Here is a 19,811-nt window from a genome sequence, read left to right as displayed (position 1 = left end):
GCGATCTGGGGCAGACACGCAAGCGCGATGAGCAGCAGACCGGTCATCGTTCCCGCCCGCCGCGCCGCGACCCCGGTCATATGCGCGAGGCCGAGATTGGCCGATGAGATGCCGGTGGACAAGGTGCCGACGAGGCCGCTGACGATAGTGCACAGTCCCATACCGTTCAACAAACGGCCGATCATCGGGAGATCAGTGCGCCGCCACTTGTCATTATTCATCTTGTCAATCACCACCCCGCCCCCCAGCGCGTCGACAGCATTGATCACTAGGATCAGGACAAGGGGGATAATCGCCGCCGGAACCCAGGTGGGCGTTGGCGGGATGTAATTGCCAATCGGGAGCGAAATCGGCGGCTGGGTCACGACCCTGGCCAGCTCTGCGGCGCCAAATTCGCCGGTCAGCACCGCCACCAGCATCCCCGCCGCGGCACCGATGATCAGGGCCAGCACACGAACGCGCTCCCCCGCCCACACCGAGACAGCAACCAATGATCCCAAGGCGGTCCCGGCGATCAGTATGGACGTCGCATTGATGCCGCCGCGGTCCAGCCCAATAGCGCGTTCTATGCCGCCCGGGATCAGGCTCATGCCGAGCAGGACCAACAGAATTCCGGTCACTTCGGGCGGGAAAAGGACTTGTAGCCGGGGCAAAAAGCGTCCCAACCCAAAAACGACGATGCCCCCTACCAGCAGTCCGCCCGCCGCCGCGCTCGGGCCAAAGGCAGTGGTCACAGCGATGAACGCCGTCATCATGACCGGGTCCGGGATATGCACCAAGAGGTGGCCCGCGCTGACCCGGGTGGTCAAACTGTTGAGCAAGGTGCCAAGACCCATGACGACCACAGACAGGGATACGAAATCCCGCAGCGGCGCGTCCGCAAGACCGATGCCTTTGCCGGCAATAACGACATAGATCAAAAGCATCAGCGCAACCAGCAGGTGCTGGATGCCCACTGCCAGGACCGTGGGTAGGGGCGGTGTTTCGTGGGCGATATACAGCATATCGCGGGGCTTCTCCCTGGTTGCGTCAACAAAGGGAGGCAGAACATGATCGAAATGCTTTCTTCAGTTCATCGGAGTCTCGTTCGTTCGGGGCCAATAGTGGCCCAACATCGTGCCGCCACCCGCCGTCCCACTAAGGTCACCGCACGCACGCGCGGCGATGCTGGCGTGTGCAATCTCCTCCAACTCGGGCCGGTCTCAGCAGTGCCGCTGCCGGCGGGTGGGATTGCAGCCCCTCGTGGCCGTCCTTGCGGCTGAGAAACACTTGGCCGATCATACCATCCTTGGCCGCTGCGACCAGCGGTTCCCGCGGCCAAGCAAAACCGCACTGCGAAAAAGTTATCAAAATGCAGAATGCAGCCCAACCGCCAGCAGTCGTCAACCGCTTCTTGCCGCCGTTTGCCGAAGGCAAACGCGAGAAGCCGCGCGACATGCTCTATCTCGCGTCGGATCGCCCGCCCTGGTCGACCACCCTGAGCGTGAGTATCCAGCACGCGATCGTGGCCCTGATGCTATTGATCTACAGCATGATCGCCGGTCAGAGCATGGGGCTGGCGGGCGCCCAACTGCGCGACTTTTTGGCTCTTGGCATGCTGGTCATGGGCCTGGGCACCGTGCTGATCGCTGCGGTTACCCTCGGGACGATCTTCGGCTTGGCGGTGTGGTCCCCTGGCCGCGCGCGAATCTTCGCATTGCTAATCGGTGCCGCCGCCGGACTGCTGATGGCTGTCCTGACCGGTGTGCTTGGCGGCGCCGAACTGGCGCGGGTGGCGGCGCAACCCGTGTTTGCCTTGCCCGGCGAGTATTACCGGCCGGCACCACCGACCTGGGTCCCGGCGGCAATCGCCCCTTATCTCCTGGGGTCGATTATGGCGGCCGTGGATACGGTGGGTTCCGGTGTGATGATCGACAAGATGAATAATGAGCGATGGCGTAGACCCGACCTCAATGCCATTAAGTTAGTGCCTGGCCAGAAACCGCAAAGCACTTTCTCGCTCAATCTCTTATAATCTGACCCCATGGTTGAAGTTTGGCGCCGCCCCTAATCGATGGGGCATGATACCAAGCGGTAACCGATGGATTTTCTGGGTCCGGTGGGGTGCAGTCGCACTTTTGTGAATGCGCCAAGTCTTCCACTGCAATGAGTCATCATAAACGTTGCCATTCGAATAGCCCATGCGCCAAGTCATCGCCCCCCAATGGAAGCTCGGTGAACAGGACATTGCCGCCATCCAGTGTGACCCGAAGTCCCGAGATGACATCCCACAGCTGTTGCGTGGCTTGCAGTACATTTACGTCACCCCCGAGGTGCGGGAGCAACTATTCGCGATTCTGGCGGACGTCATACCCGACGGGGTCCACGGCAAGGCCGATGCACACACGGGGCGGCCGGGCATGGACCAGTGGGCGATGCTGGTGCTGGGCACGCTGCGCCTAGGACCGAACATCGATTCTGACCGGGTGCAGGAACTGGCCAATGAGCATAAGACCCTGCGCCAGATGCTCGGGCATGCTGGCTGGGCGGAGGATGAGCGCGACCGCTATCAACTGCAAACGCTCAAAGACAACCTGCGCCTGTTCACGCCGGAACTCTTGGATCGCATCAATCAGGTCGTGGTCGCAGCCGGGCACGCCTTGGCAAAAAAAGTCCCGACGCCGCGCTGGCGGTCCGCGCTGATTCGTTCGTGGTCAGAACCGATGTTCATTATCCGACGGACATCAATCTGTTGTGGGATGCGATGCGCAAAGTGATTGAAATCATCGCTGGGCTGTGTGCCGACATGGGCGTGACTGAGTGGCGTCAGAGCGCCTATCAGCTGCGTCAGTTCAAGAAACTGTTTCGGCAGGTACAGCGCTTGAAGTACTCCACCGCCAAGGACCCGGAGAAACGGGCGGCGAAGCAGGAGGCGGTGCGCCAAGCGCACCGTGACTACCTGGCAGCCGCTGAGGTCTTGCTGGCCCGGGTCAGGGAGACCCTCTGGATGTTGCTGGTCGGCCAGGTACCGGCGGCCTTCCTCGAACCGGTGGAACTGTATCTTGTCCACGCCGAGCGCCAAATCGACCAGATCCGTCGCCGGGTCTTGCTGGGGCAGATCATCCCGCATAATGAAAAAGTGTTTTCGCTCTTTCAGCCCCACACCGAGTGGATCAGCAAAGGCAAGGCGGGCGTGCCGGTCGAATTGGGGTTACGCGTGGCCGTGGTGGAAGACCAATACCGCTTTATCCTCCATCATCAGGTGATGCAGAAGACCACGGACGACCAGGTCGCCGCCCCCCTGCTGACCGAGACCCGCGCGCGTTATCCGCGTATCACCAGCGCCAGCTTTGACAAAAGCTTCCACAGCCCGAACAATCAAACGGAACTGGCGGCAATGATCCCGCAGGTGGTGATGCCGAAAAAGGGCAAGCTCTCACTGGTCCAAGTCGAACGTGAGCATGACCCCGCGTTTATCCACTTACGTCATCAGCACTCCGCGGTGGAATCTGCCATCAATGACTTGGAAGTGCATGGCCTGGATCTCTGTCTGGATCATGGCATCGACGGCTTCAAGCGCTATGTCGCACTAGCGGTGGTGGCACGCAATATTCAGCGGGTCGGCGCCTTGCTGCGCCAGCAAAAAGCCGAGGCGCGGGAGCGACAGCGCGGTTCCTATCGTCGCGCCGCTTAAGCACCGCTGCCGGGCATTGGGAATGCAGCCGGTGGGAGGGGTGTGCCCGGAATTCACCCGTAATGCGAGCCACTCTCATTTGGCTGACGCGTTTGGCATTAATTGAAGATATCCGCGTCGTCCGGGATGACTCGACCGCGGATTTCCCGGCCGTCACGAATAGCCGGCGCTGGAAAATGCGAGTTTCCTGTCAGGCACTAACATAGGCGGAATGATGGCCAAGGCCCCCGATCAAGAGTAGGAAACTTCAGATGACCGTTATTTTCGCTGACATCCTCGGCGGGCTTGGGCTGTTCTTCATTGGCATCAAGCTGATCGGCAGCCATCTCAAACAGATCGCTGGCCGCGGCTTGCGGGAACGCGTGGCCTGGGCGGTGCATAAGCCCTGGCGGGCGGGTCTCCTGGGGGTCCTGTCCGGGGCTCTGACCCAGAGTCCCATCGCCGTCACCTTGATCGCCACCAGCATGAATACGGCAGGCCTGGTGACGATCCGCCAGGCCATGCCCCTGGTGATCTGGGCCAATTTGGGCACCGCCGCCATCGTCATGGTAGCGACGGTCGATATCCATCTGGCGGTGCTCTTCCTGCTGGGGGCGGTGGGTTTGGTCTATTATTTCGATGTGAACAAATCCGACCGCTGGCGCCACCCGGTCGGGGCACTTCTGGGGCTCGCCCTGCTCTTTCTCGGCCTCCAATTCATCAAGCAGGGCGCGGCCCCACTGCGTGAAATGCACGAGGTGCGGGAGCTGCTGCAGTCGGCTGCCCACTACCGCCGTCTGCTATTCCTGGCGGGGGCGGCAATGGCACTAATACTCCCCGCATCCACGGCTGCGATCATCGCCGTCGCGATGACCACTGACGGCCTCCTCACCATCGACGGCACCATCCTCGTCATCTACGGCGCCAACCTGGGCGCCGCCGCCAATCTCTGGTTAATGACCGCCAACCTGCGTGGTACCGCCCGCCAGTTGGCCCTGTTGCAGATCGGACTCCGGTGTGTGGCGGGCGGCATCCTAGTCATCCTGTTGGCCCTGGAGCTGAAATTCGGCTGGCCCCTGATGAAGGCCTTGGTGACCAGTCTTTCAGCCAACATCGGGCGGCAGGCGGCCTGGGTCTTCCTGCTGTACCAACTGCTGGGTGCACTGGTGATGAGCCTGGGCGCCGGCCCCGTCCGTCGCCTGCTCCGACACTACTCGCCGCCCAGCTGCGAGGAGGCCCTCGCCCGGCCCAAGTACATCTTCGACCTGGCCTTGGATGACGCACTGACGGCCCTTGACCTGGTGGAACGGGAACAGGGCCGACTGCTGAACTGTCTCCCGGCCTATCTCAGCGCGGCCGATATGGAACGCACCGGGGAGCTGTCGACATCCATCCCGGCCCTGCTCCAGGGCAACCGGGCCCTGGCCGGTCAGATCGCCACCTTCATTACCGAGCTGATCAACCGCCAGCAGGACCGCCTGGCCTTGGACCGCATGCTCAATCTGCAAAGCCGTAATCGCCTCATCGATGATTTGCGCGAGGGCGTGTATGAACTCGACGGGTTGCTTGCGCGTACCAGGCCCACCGCCGCAAGCGGCAACCAGGCATTGGAAAGCAACATCACCGAGGCCTTGCACTTCCTCTTGCTGGCCCTGCACGATGCCGCGCTCTCGCCCGATCCGGACGATCTGGAGCTTCTGCACGCACTGAGCGGCGACCGCGCCGAGGTCATCGAAAAGCTACGCCACCAACTTCTGCGACAATCCGACGACCGCGGCGCCCAGATCAAGGAGACATTGTATGCCGCGAGCAGCCTGTTTGAGCGGCTGGTATGGCTGATACGGCAATACGCTCAGTTGTTGAGGACGTTCCCCAGGGGCAGCGTTTAGCCCCCTCGCGCTGCATCCTCACTGCGAGTTGTCAACTCCTTGTGTCCTTTGTGTCCTGGTGGTACAACCGATCTTTCTAGGTGAGCTGCCGCTCGGCCAGTCGGGCGAATACCCCATTGGTCGCCATCAGCGCGTCATAATTCCCTGCCTCGACGATGCGTCCGCCCGCCAAGACATAGATGCGATCGGCGTGGACGACGGTACTGAGACGGTGCGCCACCACCACCCGTGTCACCCGCAGACGCTCCAGGCTATCGGTCACCACCGCCTGGGTACGATTGTCGAGTGCGCTGGTCGCCTCGTCGAGCAGCAGTATCTTGGGGCGGCCCACGACGGCCCGGGCGATCATCAGCCGCTGCATCTGACCGCCCGAGAGTGCGCCGCCGCCTTCGAGGATCACCGTCTGCATTCCCATCGGCATCTGGCCGATGTCCTCCGCCAGCCCCACCCGCTGTGCTGCCTCCCAGGCATCGTCCAGAGTGCCGCCGGCGGCGCCGACGATATTATCGAACAGTGAGCCCGGCATCGGCTGGGCGTTCTGCATCACCACACCCATCTGGCGGCGAATGGCGGTGGCGTCGAGGCTGGCCAGGGACTGGCCGTCGAAGAAGACGCCGCCGTTCTCCGGCGTATCGAAACCCAGCAACAGGCGCAGCAGCGTCGATTTGCCTGACCCGGAGGCCCCGACCAGGGCAATGAACTCCCCGGGGGCGACCGCCAGCGACACATCGTCCAGGATCAGAGGCCCCTCCGGAGCGTAGCGGAAGTGCAGATGTGAAACTTCAATGGCGCCGGATAACGGGCCCGGATCGGCCTTGTCCTCCCCGATCTCCGGCGTCGCCTCCAGCAAGGGCCGGGCGCGCGCCACCTGGGGCTGGATCGCGATCAGATCGGTCGCGACCTGGAGCATCTGGGTGAGACTGCCGGCGAAATTCTGAAAGGACACGAGCAGGGCGGCGAAGGCACCGATGGCGATCAGATTCCCGTTCGCGGAGGGCTTGCCGATGAGCAGGACAAACAGCAGTAACCCGGCCAGGGTCAAGGTTTGGTTGAGGGCCGCCTGCCAGGCGCCGATCCGTTTTGCGGCCAGTTGATGGCGGCGGCCTTGGGCGAAGAGACTGGCCCAGCGGGCGAAGGCGCGATCCTCGCCGGCCGCAAGCCGGATCTTGGCCACCCCCAGGATGAGTTGCAGCAGGCTGTTATTCAGTTTGCCGGTCAACGCGGCCAAGGGACGTTCCTGGCGCAGGCGCAGATAGCCCAGCAGCATGCTCAGTACGCAATAAACGCTGATGAGCAGCGCCGCCCAGAGCGCCAAGCGGGTGTCGTAATAGAACATCAGTGCGAAGCTGAAAAAACCGAAGATGCCGCTCAGGATCGCATTGACACTGGCGGTGGATGCCAGGGTCTGGATCTGGGTGATGGCCATGACGCGGGTCGCCAGGTCGCCGGAGGAATAGCCCTGGAAAAAGCTCATCGGCAAGCGCAGCATCCGGTCCATCATGCCGGATTGCAGCGCGCGGCCAGTGCGGCTTTCGGCCCGGGAAAAAGCCAGGGTACCGACATAGTTCATGATAAAGGCCGTGCCACCCAGCACCGCCAACACCAGGCCGATCTCGACCAGAAAGCCCACCTCGTGGCCGGGAATGACGGTATCGATCATATAGGCAGTGCCGATCGGCGTCGCCAAGCCAAGGAGTCCGAGGATAGCCCCGGTCACCAGCATCGGGACCGCATCGCGCCAGCCGCGCGCCAGGGCGAACCCCAGGAGGTCGCGAAACGTCATGGCCCTGAAAGGGAGATGCGCGGTCAGCTCGAAGGCAGTCGGGGCCAGACGTGCCCGCGCCGCGTCGAAGGCCAGTTCATCGCCCGTGGCGGGGTCGATCAGCCGTGGTGGACCCCGGCTACCGGACAGGAGGGCGCGCGGCTGCCCCGACTCCTTGTCGAAGCCCAGCAGTGCGCCGAAATCTTGGCGCCACCAGCCGTCGCGCAACGCCACCTCCCGCAGCCGCAAGCCGCTGCTGCGTGCAATCTCCTCCAGCCCGGGGCTGTCCCCCGGCTTCGCGGTCGCCGGGAGCCGGACCTCGAAACCCTCCTCCCGGCCGATCAGGCGTAAGGCCCCGACCAGTGGGCTGTCGCCTCGAACTGGGGCGATAGAGGCCTGGGCGTGTGCCGCCGTCACCGACATCAAGTCCTTGAAGGCATGATTGCGCGCGGCCTCGGTGGTGACTCGGCGCGCCTGCAGACGGTTGTATTCATCGACATTGGCCAGACGCAGATTCAGGTCGGCGGCCTCGAACAGGAGCCGGTGCAGGGTCGCGACGCCCGCCCAGGCATCGCCATCCATCAGCGCCGCCGCCGTTGGACGGGAGTGCAGCGCTAACTGCGTCGTGGCCAGCCACCAGGCCTCCGGTGCCAGCGGGAAGGTCAGGTCGCCCACGGCGGGCGGAAGTTCCTGGATATCGAGGAAGATCCCCGCCGCCGGAGCCAGCCGGATCCAGGCCAGCGCATGCTGGCCGCTGCATCGCTGCCCGGCAGGGATCGCGATGGCCTCATCCGCACCGATCCCATAGCCGATCACCGGGCGCGGCGTCGCCCACTGGGCCATGCCCCCGCTCAAGGCGCGCAGCCAGAGCTCCAGCGCCGGGGCCAGGGCGGGAATGACATCGGCGGCGTCGGATTGCGTCGCGAGCGACGCGAAGGACCACTCCAACAATTGCGTATCGGCATGGGGTACCGCCAGCAGGGTGAAGTCGGCCGGTCCCTCGGCCGCAATCCCCAGCAGCAAGCCGCCGGCCGCGACGCTCGCCAGGTGGTGGCGTGGTCCCGCGGCCCCATCCGCGAGCAGGCTGACCAGAAAGAGCTCCACTTGGCCCGCTCGCACCAGCCAGACCCGTTCGGGGTCGTCGAGGCGCAGCGGCTGATGACCGCTGCGGCACTCACTCCGGCCCGCAGTGACCAGGCGTTCCGGCCAGGCATTCAAGTGCGTCATGTCTCGATCAACCGGCGGTAAGCGCCGTCCTCGGCCATCAATTGGGCATGGGTGCCGCGTTGCAGGATCTGGCCCTGGTGCATGACGATAATCTCGTCGCAATCACGAATCGTGCTCAGGCGATGGGCGATCATGAGGCAGGTACAGCCGCGTCGGCGCAGGTTGTCCATGATCGCCTGCTCGGTCACCGTATCCAGGGCGCTGGTCGCCTCGTCCAGCACCAGCAAGGTCGGATTGCCCGCCAGGGCGCGGGCGATCTCCAGGCGCTGGCGCTGGCCGCCGCTCAGGTTGCGCCCGTTCTCCTCGATCGGCCCCTCATAACCGCCCTTACGGCTGAGGATGACGTCATGGATCATCGCATCCTTGGCGGCAGCGACCAGGTGTTCCTGGGGCAGGGTCTCGTCCCACAGGCTGATGTTGTCGCGCACGCTGCCATCGAAGAGGACGATGTCCTGATCCACCACCGCCAATGAATTGCGTAAGATGTCCCGGGGGACCTCCGCCATGGGTACACCATCGAAGGCGATCCGCCCCGCCTGGGGCTCCAGCAGGCCAGTCAGCAGCTTGCCGACCGTCGACTTGCCGCTGCCCGAGCCCCCGACCAGGGCCACCCGGCTGCCCGGCGTCATCTCCAGCGAAAAATCGCGGATCAAGGGCGGGTCCAGCGGGGCATAGCCAAAGGATACCGACTCGATGTGCACCTGCCCCGTCAGTCGCCGCAGTGGCGCGGTGGCGGTTCGCCGGGGCCCTGCGGCCGGTGCCGTCAAGCCCCTGAACTCCGTCGCCTGGGGATAGGTGTCGTCCACCTGGGCGAGCGGGCCCTTGGTCTGCTGCAGGGTGCCGGCGAGGTTGACCAGGAGCGCGACCGGCTGGGTGAAGAGTATGGCGATGGTCGAGAAGGCCACCAGCATGCCGATGCTGAAGCGATCGAACATGGTGTAGTAACCGCCGATCACCAGCACCGCCGCCGTCGTCAGGCTCGCAAGCCAGGTCTGGAGGGCCGCGATCAGGGCCTCGCGCCGGCTGATCTCCTGCTGGGCGTTGATGTAGAGTGCCTGCAGCCCGGCCCATTTGGCAAAGAACAAGCCGTCGGTGCCGGTCGATTTCAGCGTCTCCATCATGCGCAGCCCCTGCATCGCCTTGCCCTCCATCTTCACCTGCTGCATGGCGACCTTCTCGGAGGCCTCGCCCATCGCCTTGCGCAGACGCTGGAACAATAGTGCGTTGAACAGGGTCAGGCCGAGGCAGATCAGGGTCAGCGACACGCTGTACTGCAGCATCACGAGCGTCAGCAGCAGCAGCAGCGAAACATTGATCAGGACCTGGGACAGCCCCTGGCTGGCGACCAGCACCAACTGATCCGCCAGCGCCACGCGGCTACTGATCATGCCGGCATAGCGCTGGGTGAAAAAGAGCACCGGCAGGCGCAGCACATGCCAAACCAGGCGGCTCGACAGCACGATGGACAGCTTGGCGCCGATGCTCGCCATCAGCCGCCCATGCAGCCAGGTCAGGAAGGCAACCAGGGGCGCGATGATGCCCAGCATGATCGCCAGCGGATAGACCCAGTCATCCAACCGCTCGATGAGGATGCGGTCGAGATAAATACGCTGGAAACCCGGCAGTAATAGACTGAACACCGCCAGCAGGACCCCGGCCACGGCCAGGAGCGTGAGTGGCCGCAGCGACTGGCGCGCCATGGCCCAGAGGCCGGGCAGGATCGCCGGTGCCGCGCCGCCCGGCTGGAAGTCGTCTGACGGCTCGAAGGCCAGCACGAGGCCGGTGAACATGCCGTCGAACTCATCCGCGGGGATGGTGCGCCGCCCGCCGCCCGGATCGTTGATCTGGAACCCCTGTTTCGTCACCCCCTCGAAGACCACGAAGTGGTTCATATTGACAAAGAGGATGGCCGGCACCGGCAGGCTCGCCAGGTCGGCCGGCTCCAGGCGCTTGCCCTGCGCCTTCAGCCCCAGGCTCCGGGCGGCCTTGACCACATTGATCGCCTTGCTGCCGTCGCGCGATACGCCGCACAAGACCCGCAGCTCCTCCAGCGGCACCCAGCGCCCATAATGGGCCAGCACCATCGCCAGGGCGGCGGCCCCGCACTCCAATGCCTCGATCTGCAAGATCGTCGGGGTCCGGACCACCCCCAGGACCGGCCGGCGGGCGTTCATCGTGACTTGATCCAGCCGAAGACGTAATCCATGGCCGGGAACAGTAGACTGATGATGTGGACACGCTCCACCACCACCTCCGTGCGGGCCAGGGTGCCCGGCTCGATCCGGATCAGCGGCCCCTTGCCTGATGACCAGGCATAGCCGCTGGGCGTATCCGCGGCCCGCTGCAACGCCACCTCGATCTCGATGGGGGTGCCGCCCTTGAGGATTTCGTCAGCCAGCGCCGCGTTTTCCAGGCGGTTCGTCATGGCCTCCCGACTCGCCGGCAGTTCCGCCACGCGGACCACCTGGCCCAAGATGTAACCATCGAGTTCAACCTTGACGGTGGAGGGCGAGACCCGGGCGGGCATGCCCGATTTCACCTTCTTGCCCACGGCGGCCGGCAGGTAGGCGATCGCCGTCAGCCTGGTATCCTCCCCGGCCGCATCGTCCACCAGCAGACGGGCAATCGTCTGACCGGAGGACACCGGGTCATCGAGATCGACTTCTAACTCGGCGACGATGCCGGAGGTGATGGCGAGTACCTGGCGTTTACGCTCGTATTCCCGGCGCAGGTTCTCGGCGTGCCGTGTCAGATTCTGCGCCTGGATGCGCAGCTCGACCAACTCCTGGTGCCGTTTATCCGCCTGCTGCTCGTGCTCCAGGGCCAGTTCGGTGATCCGGTTGCGCGCCGTGGCCAGGTCATGCTTGACCTGTGCCAGTTGCGTCTCGGTTTCAAAGAGATTGATCCCGCTGATCTGGCCTTTTTCACGCAGATGCGCCTCCCCCTCGCGGCGCTTGCCCAGGCTGGCACCTTGCGTCTCCAGGCTTTCCACCCGGCTCGCGGAGGCCTCGCGCATCCGGGTCATCAACTCGGCCCGGTGACGATCCTGGGCGACGAATTCCTCTTGCAGTGCCTGGTGTCGATCCCGGACTGCGCGCGCCTCCTCCTCGGCGGTCTGGAGCGCATCGAGCCGCTCGGGCTGGCGCAGCAGCGCGATGGGCTGGTCCTTCGCGACCCGGTCACCGGGCTGGACCAAGAACTGATCGACGTGCCCGGCATCCAGCGCCGTGACGGAGGAGACGCCGGCGGGGGAAAGCAGCACGCCCGGCCCCCCGACCTTGACCGGCGCCGTGGACACCATGCTCCAGATCAGACCGGCGACCAGGACGCCGGCCACGAGGCCGAACCCCAGCACATGCCGGGGCCGTACGATACGCAGTGCCCAATCGAGTTGGTCGGGATCGGTGACCTTGGCCAGGGCCTGGGGACGGAAGAGCATGACGTCGTCCCCGGCGACTAGGCCGCACCTAATGCGTTGAATAGATTATCTTTCATCGGCTAATGACGTCTCGCCGAAGCGCTCGTGCAGGGCGTCTGCCAATGCAGAGAGTAACAGCACCCCCCTCGCCCGGAATCACCCTCCGGATTAGAGGGGGTTGAGTGTTGGGGAATGAATCATAGCAGGGCTTTTGTCGTTAGACTGTGCCGATGTTGTCACTTGATGGAAGCTGGATCGAGGAAGGCCATCGCCTGGTTCGCTGGTCGCCGGACAACCGGGGGCGGCTGGCGGCCGGCTTGGCGGATCTGCGCGTTCAACTCCGAAAAGCGTTTCATCGGCAAGACCATCAAGGGGTTTGATTTCCTCGGGTATCGCTTCCGACCGGGCCGGACACTGCGGTCCGCCAAGCAGTCCATCGACCGACTCATCACCCGGGCGCGCCAGCTTCATGAGCAGGGAGCCGGATCGCCACCGGCTCCGGCTGTACGTTTGGCGTTGGTATCGATGGCTGCACGGCGGGTTGCGCGGCCGGGTCAGCACCAAGGGGCGATTCATCAGGTGGACTTTGACGGAATCACGACCGTGAACAAGTGTGCGGTGTTCTCCACCACCTGCACCCGGACGCCCTCGAGCACCGCGATGCCCTCGGCCTTGAGCGTCCCCGCCGGATCGGCCAGGAGCCGCTGCTTGAAGGCCTCGTCGGCCCAGCACTTGGCGATGAGCTGCTGATAATGCTTGGCTTGGTCGTTCAAATTCTTCTCCAGTCGCTGATGATGGCTCCTCGAATCACCCGCAGCGGCTCGGGCGAAGAGCGGGACCCGGAGCGCTTGACAAGATCAGGTAGTCAATTGTTGAAGACGCTCCCCCTGAGTTGATCGGCGAACTGCGCGGCGATGCGTGGGTCGGTGCGGTCCCAGTCTGCCAGCGGTTGCTGCCGGGCGATGGCGTAGTAGCGTGTGAGCGCATCACGGTCCTCGTCCGTCAACTTGGCTACCATCAAACGCCCGCCGAAGGCCCGTGACAATGTCGGCGCGGGGCGCAGCGGCGCGTTGAGCTGCGACAGGTAAGAGGCGATGCGTGCTTGGCCTTTCTCACTGTCGAGTGACGTTCCGCAGACCACGAATGTCGCCACCACCCGCCCGTTCAGAACGCTCGCGTGCTCTCTGATATAATCGCACATCGTGCGCATCGGCCCTTCAGTTAACACGGCGGAACCCAGGATAAACCGTGTCTTCTCGCCGTAACCGCCGGGATTTGCCGAATCCCGGATGTCGACCAACTCGACGGGCCTTTGCAGCCCGTCGGCGATCCATTGCGCCGTATCCCTGGTAGCGCCATATTTCGTGGCATATAATAATAGAATGCGATCGTCGTCCGCCAGGCTGTTGGCGATAAGGCCACCGAATCGCCACGCCGAGAAAGAGGCCAGCAGGGCGCCGGCGCCGATCTTCAACGCTGTTCTTCGCGATAGTGTCGTCGGTGCGGTCATGAGTGGATCTCGAACAGGGACAAATGGGACATTAGCAGGTTATCGCACGGCGTAAAATATATATGATAATTATCATGCGGGCGTCATGCAAGTGCGGTGGCCGCCCGGCTTGACCGGCGGCAATCTGCCACCGGCCTGACAGGGAACCATGACAGGACGAGACGGTGACGAACGATGTGCAATGAATATCTGGCGTCCGGCTTTGCCGATGTCGATGCGTGCGATGACCCCAGCGCCTATCAGCACTGCCTGGCCTTGCTCGATTCTCTAGCGTATTTCAGGGCGTATAAACAGCGCAGCTACGAGTTGCTCGACCTGTCTGCGGGGCTTCGCGTATTGGAGATTGGCTGCGGACTCGGAGACGACGCCTTTCGCATGGCGGAACGCGTGGGCCCGGACGGGATCGTCGCGGGTGTGGACGCCAGCTTTCTGATGGTTGAGCAAGCGCTCGCCCGCACCCCGGTCGACGCACGCGCGACCTTCATCCAGGCGGATGCAAGCACACTTCCCTTTCCCGATCAAAGCGTTAATCGCTGCCGGATAGACCGTACCTTGCAGCACCTCAGCGACCCCGAACAGGTGATTGGTGAAATGGTTCGGGTGCTGGTGCCGGGGGGACTATTGCTGGCATACGACAATGATTGGGGAACCTTTGCCGTCACCGGTCACCATGACGACGCGACGAGCATCATCGAGACACTGTGGGCGGACTCGTTCAAGAATCGCTGGATTGGCCGCTACCTGAAACACTATTTCCTGGCGGCGGGACTGCGCAATGTGATGCTGGAGCCCTCAGTTTCAGTGATCACTGATTTCGCACTTGCCGATCGTGTCTACAATCTGTGCCAAACCGTGGCACGGGCGGTGGCCGCCGGTCGTCTCACACCAGCGGTTGCTGAGCAATGGGTGCTGCAAGCGCAGGCCCTGAGCCAATCCGGCGGTTTTCTTTGCACGCTGACCGCCTATACGGTGGTGGGAATGAAACCAGGCGGATAGTATGGCCGCGGGGTGGCCCCATGATCAAGACATCAGGCCCTTGCAGGAGTTCTGGGGGCAGGCATATCCACACATGGTACGAATCGGAGAAGCCGCCAAGGCGTTTGGCGTATCGTCTGACATGCCTATCCGGTTGACTCAGGAAGACACCATACTTTCTTGCGTCTGGACTCGGGACCCGGAAAACTCGGCCACCACGCGCCTCGCCCGGTGCGGGAATCCACCCGCTCGAACTCAGCCCGCCACCCCGGTAGTTGCCGCTGTTGCAACGCCGGGAGCGTGTCGGTTACCTTCGCGCCTTCCACATCCGATCCAGACTGTGGTCCTCTCGCGACTCTTCGGCCCTTCGCTCGTCCCGGCTTTCACCGGGCGTCAACGCAACTCATGCCTCTGCTGACATCTGGTTTGCTCTCACGTGCCAGATCTCCCCGAGAAAGAACATGTATTTTCGACCCGTGCCGCCAGGCTCTACCTGGTGCGTCTTTCGGATTCATGATCACCCCGGCGTACCCGCTAGCGCAAATTCCCCGACCGAGGTCTCCTCGTAATAATGCGTCCCCGCGGCAGCGGCAAAGCGGTCCGAGTCCCCGGCGCCCAGCGCGCAGGGAGCCAGGCCCAGGGCCGTGGCGACCAGATAGAACTGCTGATACAGCACTCCGACGTGCTTGAGGGTCACCGCATAGGCCATGCCCTCATATTTCCAGGCCATGCGCCCGAAGCGCGCGGCCAGCGTGATGAGCACATCCGGCGGGACCTCCAGGGCGGCGGCGGCCATGGCGCCATTGAGCAGGGCCTGGGTGTCGGCGCTCGGCGCGGCAATCCACTCCAGTTCATGGACCAGTGGATCATATCGATAAAGGGCTGGCTCCAGCCCAGTGCAGCGGGTGACGGTCAGATACAGCTCCAACTCATGCATGGCCCCGCCGCCGGCGACGGGGCGCAGTGTGGTCTCGTACTGCCGGGCGTCGTTTGGATCGGCCGGCCGATGACTCTGCACCCGGGCGCTATGCCAGAGCAGGGTGCCGAGTTGCTCCAGGCTCAGCGGCGTATCGCCATAACGGCGCACCGAACGGCGCGCCTCGACCACGGCGAAGAAGTCCGGGCCAGGGGCGGCTGGGTCTGGCCGCGGCAGGGGGAACCGGGGCCCGCCAGCCGGCGCCTTCAGGGCCGGTGCATGGGGCAGTTGGCCCAGAAACCGGAAGGTGCCGCCGAGCGGATAGTCGTGCCGCCCCATGCGGCTGCGGGAATGAAAGAGCAGGTCGTGGTATTCCCACTGGCGCAGCGCCGGGTCGCGGTCCTCCGGGAGGGAGCCGGCCGCGTCGCACGCAAAGACCGCCGGTATACTTGCCAGCAGGGCGAGTAACCCCGTCACGGTGGCGGGCGTCAGGTCGGGCCGTGCCGCCGCCAGGGTCGCCGCGGTCTGGGGCCTGGTCAGCAGGCCGAGCGCAGCCGCCAGACGCCCGTCGCGCAGGCGCAGGCGCGCCGGCCCCAGGCTGCATTCCACCAGCGTCGCCTCCCCGTCGCGCCGCGTCCAGGCGAAGCGCGACAGCCGGTAGCCCGGCGCCGCGTCGTCCACGGCCACGAGACGGAAGGCCTGGGTCATGGGCTCCAGGGTCGCCAGGGTCTGCCCATCCTGGACGAGCGTATAGGACAGCCAGCAGCGACGTTCCAGACTGGCCAGCAGGTAATAGAGCGACACGGCCGGCGCGGTCGGCTCGGCCTCTTGGGCCAGCGCGATCAGGTCATCGGCGCGCCCGCCCGCCTCGCTCAGGGTCTGGAGCAGGGTCCGCAGGCCCCCCCCCGGCGCGCGCTGGCGCAAGGCCTGCCCATCCGCGCGGGCGAGCAACAGGTCGGCGCCGTCCGGCTGTAACCGGACACCGGGACGCAACTGGAGGTGAAAATCGTGAGCCATGGTCGGCGGCCTCAAAAGAACATCGGAATCGGGTTGAGCTGGTCTTCGGTCAGCGGACGTTCCAGCCAGCCCATCGCCACGGGCACCTCGTAGAGTCGTCCGGGCCCGAAGCGTGCCCAGAAATGGCGCAGCCCCGGCACGACCACCTTGGCCACCGGCATCCCGACATCGGCGCGGGTCTGATCCAGCACCAGCAGTTCCAGACCCTTGGCCTCGATGATCCGCCGGCACAGGGTGATGTCTTCCAGCAGGTCGCCGCGATAGTCCTGGGGGAAGTCCGCCAGGCAGCGTTGCGCCACGCGGTCATCCGGCGCCAGGTAGGGCTGATTGGCCAGTGTGGCCGTGGTCAGCCAGTGGCGGGTCTCATCGTCTTCGATCGTCAGCTCGCCCGCCTCCTGACCTTCCCGCGCCAACCCCAGCATCTGGTTCATCTCCGCAAAGGCCCGTTGCAGGGCGATGCGCGCATCCAGATGGCAGCCCAGGCCGAACAGCAGCCGGTCCTGGTCGGTGGCGCGCAAGCGCGAGACCGCCACGAAGGCCGGAATGCCCAGATCGCTGGTCACATCCAGGGCCCAGGTGTCACGCCCCAGTCCGTCATAATACGCCGCCAGGTGGAGCAACCAGGGTTCGCCGAAGCTCGCCAGGTCCACGCCCGGCCGGCGCAGCCGGTTGTACCACCACAGGGCCACCGCATCGCGCTCCACCAGTTCGAACAAGCCTTGCAGCACCGCCTCTTCCAGGTTGTTGCCCGAGGCATTGCCGTTGGAGCAGCCCATGGCGAAGAAGCGGTCGCAGTCCGCGCTGGCGGGCGAGGCGTAATAGAGCAACTGGGTCGGCAGGTATTTGTATCGTGCCTGCGTCAGCGACCACACCGGCGTCCAGTCGATCGGCAAGGTCTCGTCGAGCGGCTCGGGGACGCGGTTGAACTTGGATTCTTTCGCGTTCCAGGCATCCCGTTCGGCCAGTTGGCGCGGGCTGTAGCCCATCACCGCGTTGGGGTGGATCACCGCGTCGCCGTGGCGTTCGCGCATCGCGCAATGACTGGCGGCGATGATCGTCTCGTCGCCCTGGCGTTCGCCGCTGTAGCGCTCGATGGCCTCGCACAGCGCGCTGGCCTTGGCCTGGGTCTCCGAGACCCCCTTGCCGGCGCTGGCATTGCGCAGACCGCGCTTGAGATGCGCGAGCGAGTCCAACCGCAAGACCGAATTGTGTCCGGCGACATAGACGTGCGCGATGCCCGCAGCCGCGTGGACTGGCGCAAGCTGGCTCACGACACCGGCGATGGGACTGACCAGAGGCTCGTAGTCGCGCAGCGTCTGTTCCGGGGCGACGCTGCGATGTCCGCCGTCCTGCATGAAATGCACCTTGCGCGAGACCAGCGTCACGGGGCGCTGCTCCGGTGCGGACGACTGACCGCACACCGGACAGGCGGGATCGACCAGCAAAGGATGGGTGCGCATCGCCAGGCTGTAGGCGTCGAGACTGACCACCGCGCCCGCGACCGTGACCGGGGCGCCGGCCAGACACTTGGCGATCTCGATGGCTGCCAGCTCGGCCATGAGCTGTTGGGTCGCCGGCAGCGCCGCGCGCGCCGTCAGCAAAGGTTCCGTCAGCGCCAGCGCCCGCGCGGCAAAGCCCTCGGTCGCGCAATGCCGCGCCAGGCGCTTGACCAGACAGGCGTGACAGCCGGGTGCGTCCGCTCGATACAGCGGGCCGAGCCAGGGTTCGTGACCGCTCGTTTTCAGCAGCAGCCAGGGTTTGCAGGCGGCATGAAAGGCCGTGTTCAGCTCAGCTAGCGCCGGGCGTTGGTAATCATCGGTCAAGACCAGGTCCAGCGTCGCCTCGCGCTCCACCCGGCGGATGCCCAGCCGGTCGAGCGCCACATGAAGGGGCGCGGCATCGACCGCGCCAACCTCGTGAAGCTGCACGGTCTGCTCCGCCAGCGCGGCGAGCGCCGCCGTCGCCGACAGCCCCAGGCCCGACCAGAATGCGGCGACGGCGGCGGGAATCGCGGGCGCCGCCTCCTGAATGTGGCCGTTTTTCTCCAGCAACATCAGCGCATAATAGACATGCGCGGCATCGAACTCGGCGGCCAGCGCGGCGACCAGGTCATCCGGATGGCGGGTACCGTCGAGCAGCGGCGCCAGCCGTTCGTACAGCCGGCCATGCAGGGCGCGGGCGCCGTCCTCGGAGAGCAGCAGCACGCCCTCGCCGGGGATGACCGCCGGGGTCAGATGGGGTTTGAAGATGGGATGCTGGATCACAGTCTGAGGCTCTTGATGCTTGGGAAAGGTGGATCGGCAAGACCGCCAAGGGGTTTCGCTCGCTCCCACGCTCCAGCGTGGGAGTGTCGTCGGGCCGCTCCAGCGGCCCGTCTCAACCCATCGCACCGCGCCAACGGGCAGACGCGACGCTGGAGCGTCGCCGCTTGCTCCCACGCTGGAGCGTGGGAGCCAGAAAAGGGGCATGGATCATGGATGGGGACGCTCGATTGCGGAGGTGAGATGCTGCATCTGTGTGGTCTTTGGTGCGATGAGGGGCATCGCTGCGTGCGCTGGTCGCCGGAGAGCCGGGAGCGGATTCGCGCCGCGCTGCCCGATCTGCGCGCTCAGTTGGCGGCGGTTCTGCGTCCCTGCTGCACCCATCTGGCCGGTCATGGCGGCGTCAAGGGCACGGTGCGGTGGGCGCAGTCGATGACCGAACGCCTGCCGTTCGTCGCGCGCTTCGACATCCGTTCCTACTATGAGAGCATCGATCATCGCGTCCTCCTCGATCAACTGGTTCAAGCCGGGGTGTCCCCTGAAGGGTGCGATCTGATCCGCGCGTACCTCGACGTTCCAGACCGTCACCGCACCGGGCGCGGCATGGTCGCCGGCGCGGCGCTCTCGCCGCTGCTGGCGGCGCTGTACCTGACGTCGCTCGATCAGGCCATGGAGGACATGGAACGGCGCGCCGGGATCCGTTATCGGCGTTTCATGGACGACTTCATCATCTTTGCGCCGACCCGCCACAAGCTGCGGGCCGCCATCAAGCGGATGTACGCGGTGCTCGCTCCGCTCAAACTCGATGTTCATCCCGACAAACGTTATATCGGCAAGACCGCCAGGGGGTTTGATTTTCTCGGGTATCGCTTCCAAGCTGGCCGAAAACTGCGGCCCGCCGCGCAATCCATCGACCGACTCATCACCCGTGCGCGCCGGCTTCATGAGCAAGGAGCCGATCGTAACCGGCTCCGGCAGTATGTGTGGCGTTGGTATCGATGGCTGCACGGCGGGCTGCGCGGCCGGGTTAGTGCCAAGGGGCGATTCACCCGTATCTGGATTCGCGTCCTCCAGCATCTCCACAACGACAGCGCTTCACCACGCCCCGACTGAACGGCCACCGGCCGGTCGGGCGCTTGGGATTCGCGCATGACGGCGGTACCTTGCGGTCCGCCTCACCCCTG

Annotated in this window: 13 protein-coding genes; 5 read left to right on the top strand and 8 right to left on the bottom strand. The window is 64.7% G+C overall.

What is annotated here, in order from left to right; all coding sequences use genetic code 11:
* On the bottom strand, positions 1-956 hold a 956-nt coding region (locus QZY03_RS20040; protein WP_295583932.1), incomplete at its 3' end, for a solute carrier family 23 protein.
* A gap of 332 nt (positions 957-1,288) precedes the next feature.
* Here QZY03_RS20040 and QZY03_RS20035 point away from each other — a divergent pair.
* From QZY03_RS20035 to QZY03_RS20025, 3 genes are all read left to right on the top strand, one after another.
* Positions 1,289-2,014, top strand: a complete 726-nt coding sequence (locus tag QZY03_RS20035; protein ID WP_295583931.1) for a hypothetical protein — start codon at positions 1,289-1,291, stop codon at positions 2,012-2,014.
* 166 nt (positions 2,015-2,180) lie between these two features.
* Positions 2,181-3,673 (top strand): ISNCY family transposase gene (locus QZY03_RS20030; protein WP_295583930.1). Its coding sequence is split into 2 segments (ribosomal slippage): positions 2,181-2,643 and positions 2,643-3,673, totalling 1,494 coding nucleotides; the frame shifts between segments, so codons are not numbered across the junction.
* A 251-nt stretch (positions 3,674-3,924) separates the two neighbouring features.
* Positions 3,925-5,541 carry a Na/Pi symporter gene (locus QZY03_RS20025; protein ID WP_295583929.1) on the top strand — a complete coding sequence of 539 codons (1,617 nt, stop codon included), beginning with the start codon at positions 3,925-3,927 and terminating at the stop codon, positions 5,539-5,541.
* 76 nt (positions 5,542-5,617) lie between these two features.
* Here QZY03_RS20025 and QZY03_RS20020 read toward each other — a convergent pair whose 3' ends face one another.
* The 5 genes from QZY03_RS20020 to QZY03_RS20000 form a co-directional block, all read right to left on the bottom strand.
* Positions 5,618-8,530, bottom strand: coding sequence for an NHLP bacteriocin export ABC transporter permease/ATPase subunit (locus tag QZY03_RS20020; RefSeq protein WP_295583928.1), 2,913 nt, complete (start codon positions 8,528-8,530; stop codon positions 5,618-5,620).
* Positions 8,527-10,704 (bottom strand): NHLP family bacteriocin export ABC transporter peptidase/permease/ATPase subunit, encoded by a 2,178-nt coding sequence (locus QZY03_RS20015; RefSeq protein ID WP_295583927.1) that lies wholly within the window; start codon positions 10,702-10,704, stop codon positions 8,527-8,529. Before QZY03_RS20015 ends, QZY03_RS20020 begins: the two co-directional genes overlap by 4 nt.
* Positions 10,701-11,969, bottom strand: coding sequence for an NHLP bacteriocin system secretion protein (locus QZY03_RS20010; protein WP_295583926.1), 1,269 nt, complete (start codon positions 11,967-11,969; stop codon positions 10,701-10,703). Before QZY03_RS20010 ends, QZY03_RS20015 begins: the two co-directional genes overlap by 4 nt.
* Positions 11,970-12,523: 554 nt before the next feature.
* Positions 12,524-12,733 (bottom strand): NHLP leader peptide family RiPP precursor, encoded by a 210-nt coding sequence (locus QZY03_RS20005; RefSeq protein ID WP_295583933.1) that lies wholly within the window; start codon positions 12,731-12,733, stop codon positions 12,524-12,526.
* An 80-nt stretch (positions 12,734-12,813) separates the two neighbouring features.
* Positions 12,814-13,458 (bottom strand): flavodoxin domain-containing protein, encoded by a 645-nt coding sequence (locus tag QZY03_RS20000; RefSeq protein ID WP_295583925.1) that lies wholly within the window; start codon positions 13,456-13,458, stop codon positions 12,814-12,816.
* Between the two features lie 174 nt (positions 13,459-13,632).
* Here QZY03_RS20000 and QZY03_RS19995 point away from each other — a divergent pair, with 174 nt between their 5' ends.
* Positions 13,633-14,454, top strand: a complete 822-nt coding sequence (locus tag QZY03_RS19995; protein ID WP_295583924.1) for a methyltransferase domain-containing protein — start codon at positions 13,633-13,635, stop codon at positions 14,452-14,454.
* A gap of 496 nt (positions 14,455-14,950) precedes the next feature.
* On the opposite strand, the gene QZY03_RS19990 is transcribed toward QZY03_RS19995, so the two are convergent.
* A complete protein-coding gene (locus QZY03_RS19990; protein ID WP_295583923.1) occupies positions 14,951-16,366 on the bottom strand; it encodes a SagB family peptide dehydrogenase in 1,416 nt (471 codons plus the stop codon).
* A gap of 11 nt (positions 16,367-16,377) precedes the next feature.
* Entirely contained in the window at positions 16,378-18,630 is a 2,253-nt protein-coding gene (locus QZY03_RS19985) for a TOMM precursor leader peptide-binding protein (RefSeq protein WP_295583922.1), read from the bottom strand.
* Positions 18,631-18,870: 240 nt separating this feature from the next.
* Between QZY03_RS19985 and QZY03_RS19980 the strand changes: the two genes are divergently transcribed.
* Positions 18,871-19,740 carry an RNA-directed DNA polymerase gene (locus tag QZY03_RS19980; RefSeq protein ID WP_295583921.1) on the top strand — a complete coding sequence of 290 codons (870 nt, stop codon included), beginning with the start codon at positions 18,871-18,873 and terminating at the stop codon, positions 19,738-19,740.
* Positions 19,741-19,811: the final 71 nt, after the last annotated feature.

Source organism: uncultured Lamprocystis sp., assembly GCF_903933125.1.
Classification (GTDB): Bacteria; Pseudomonadota; Gammaproteobacteria; order Chromatiales; family Chromatiaceae; genus Thiodictyon.
Note: the sequence above shows the minus strand (reverse complement) of the source record. Positions and strands in the feature narration are given on the sequence as shown.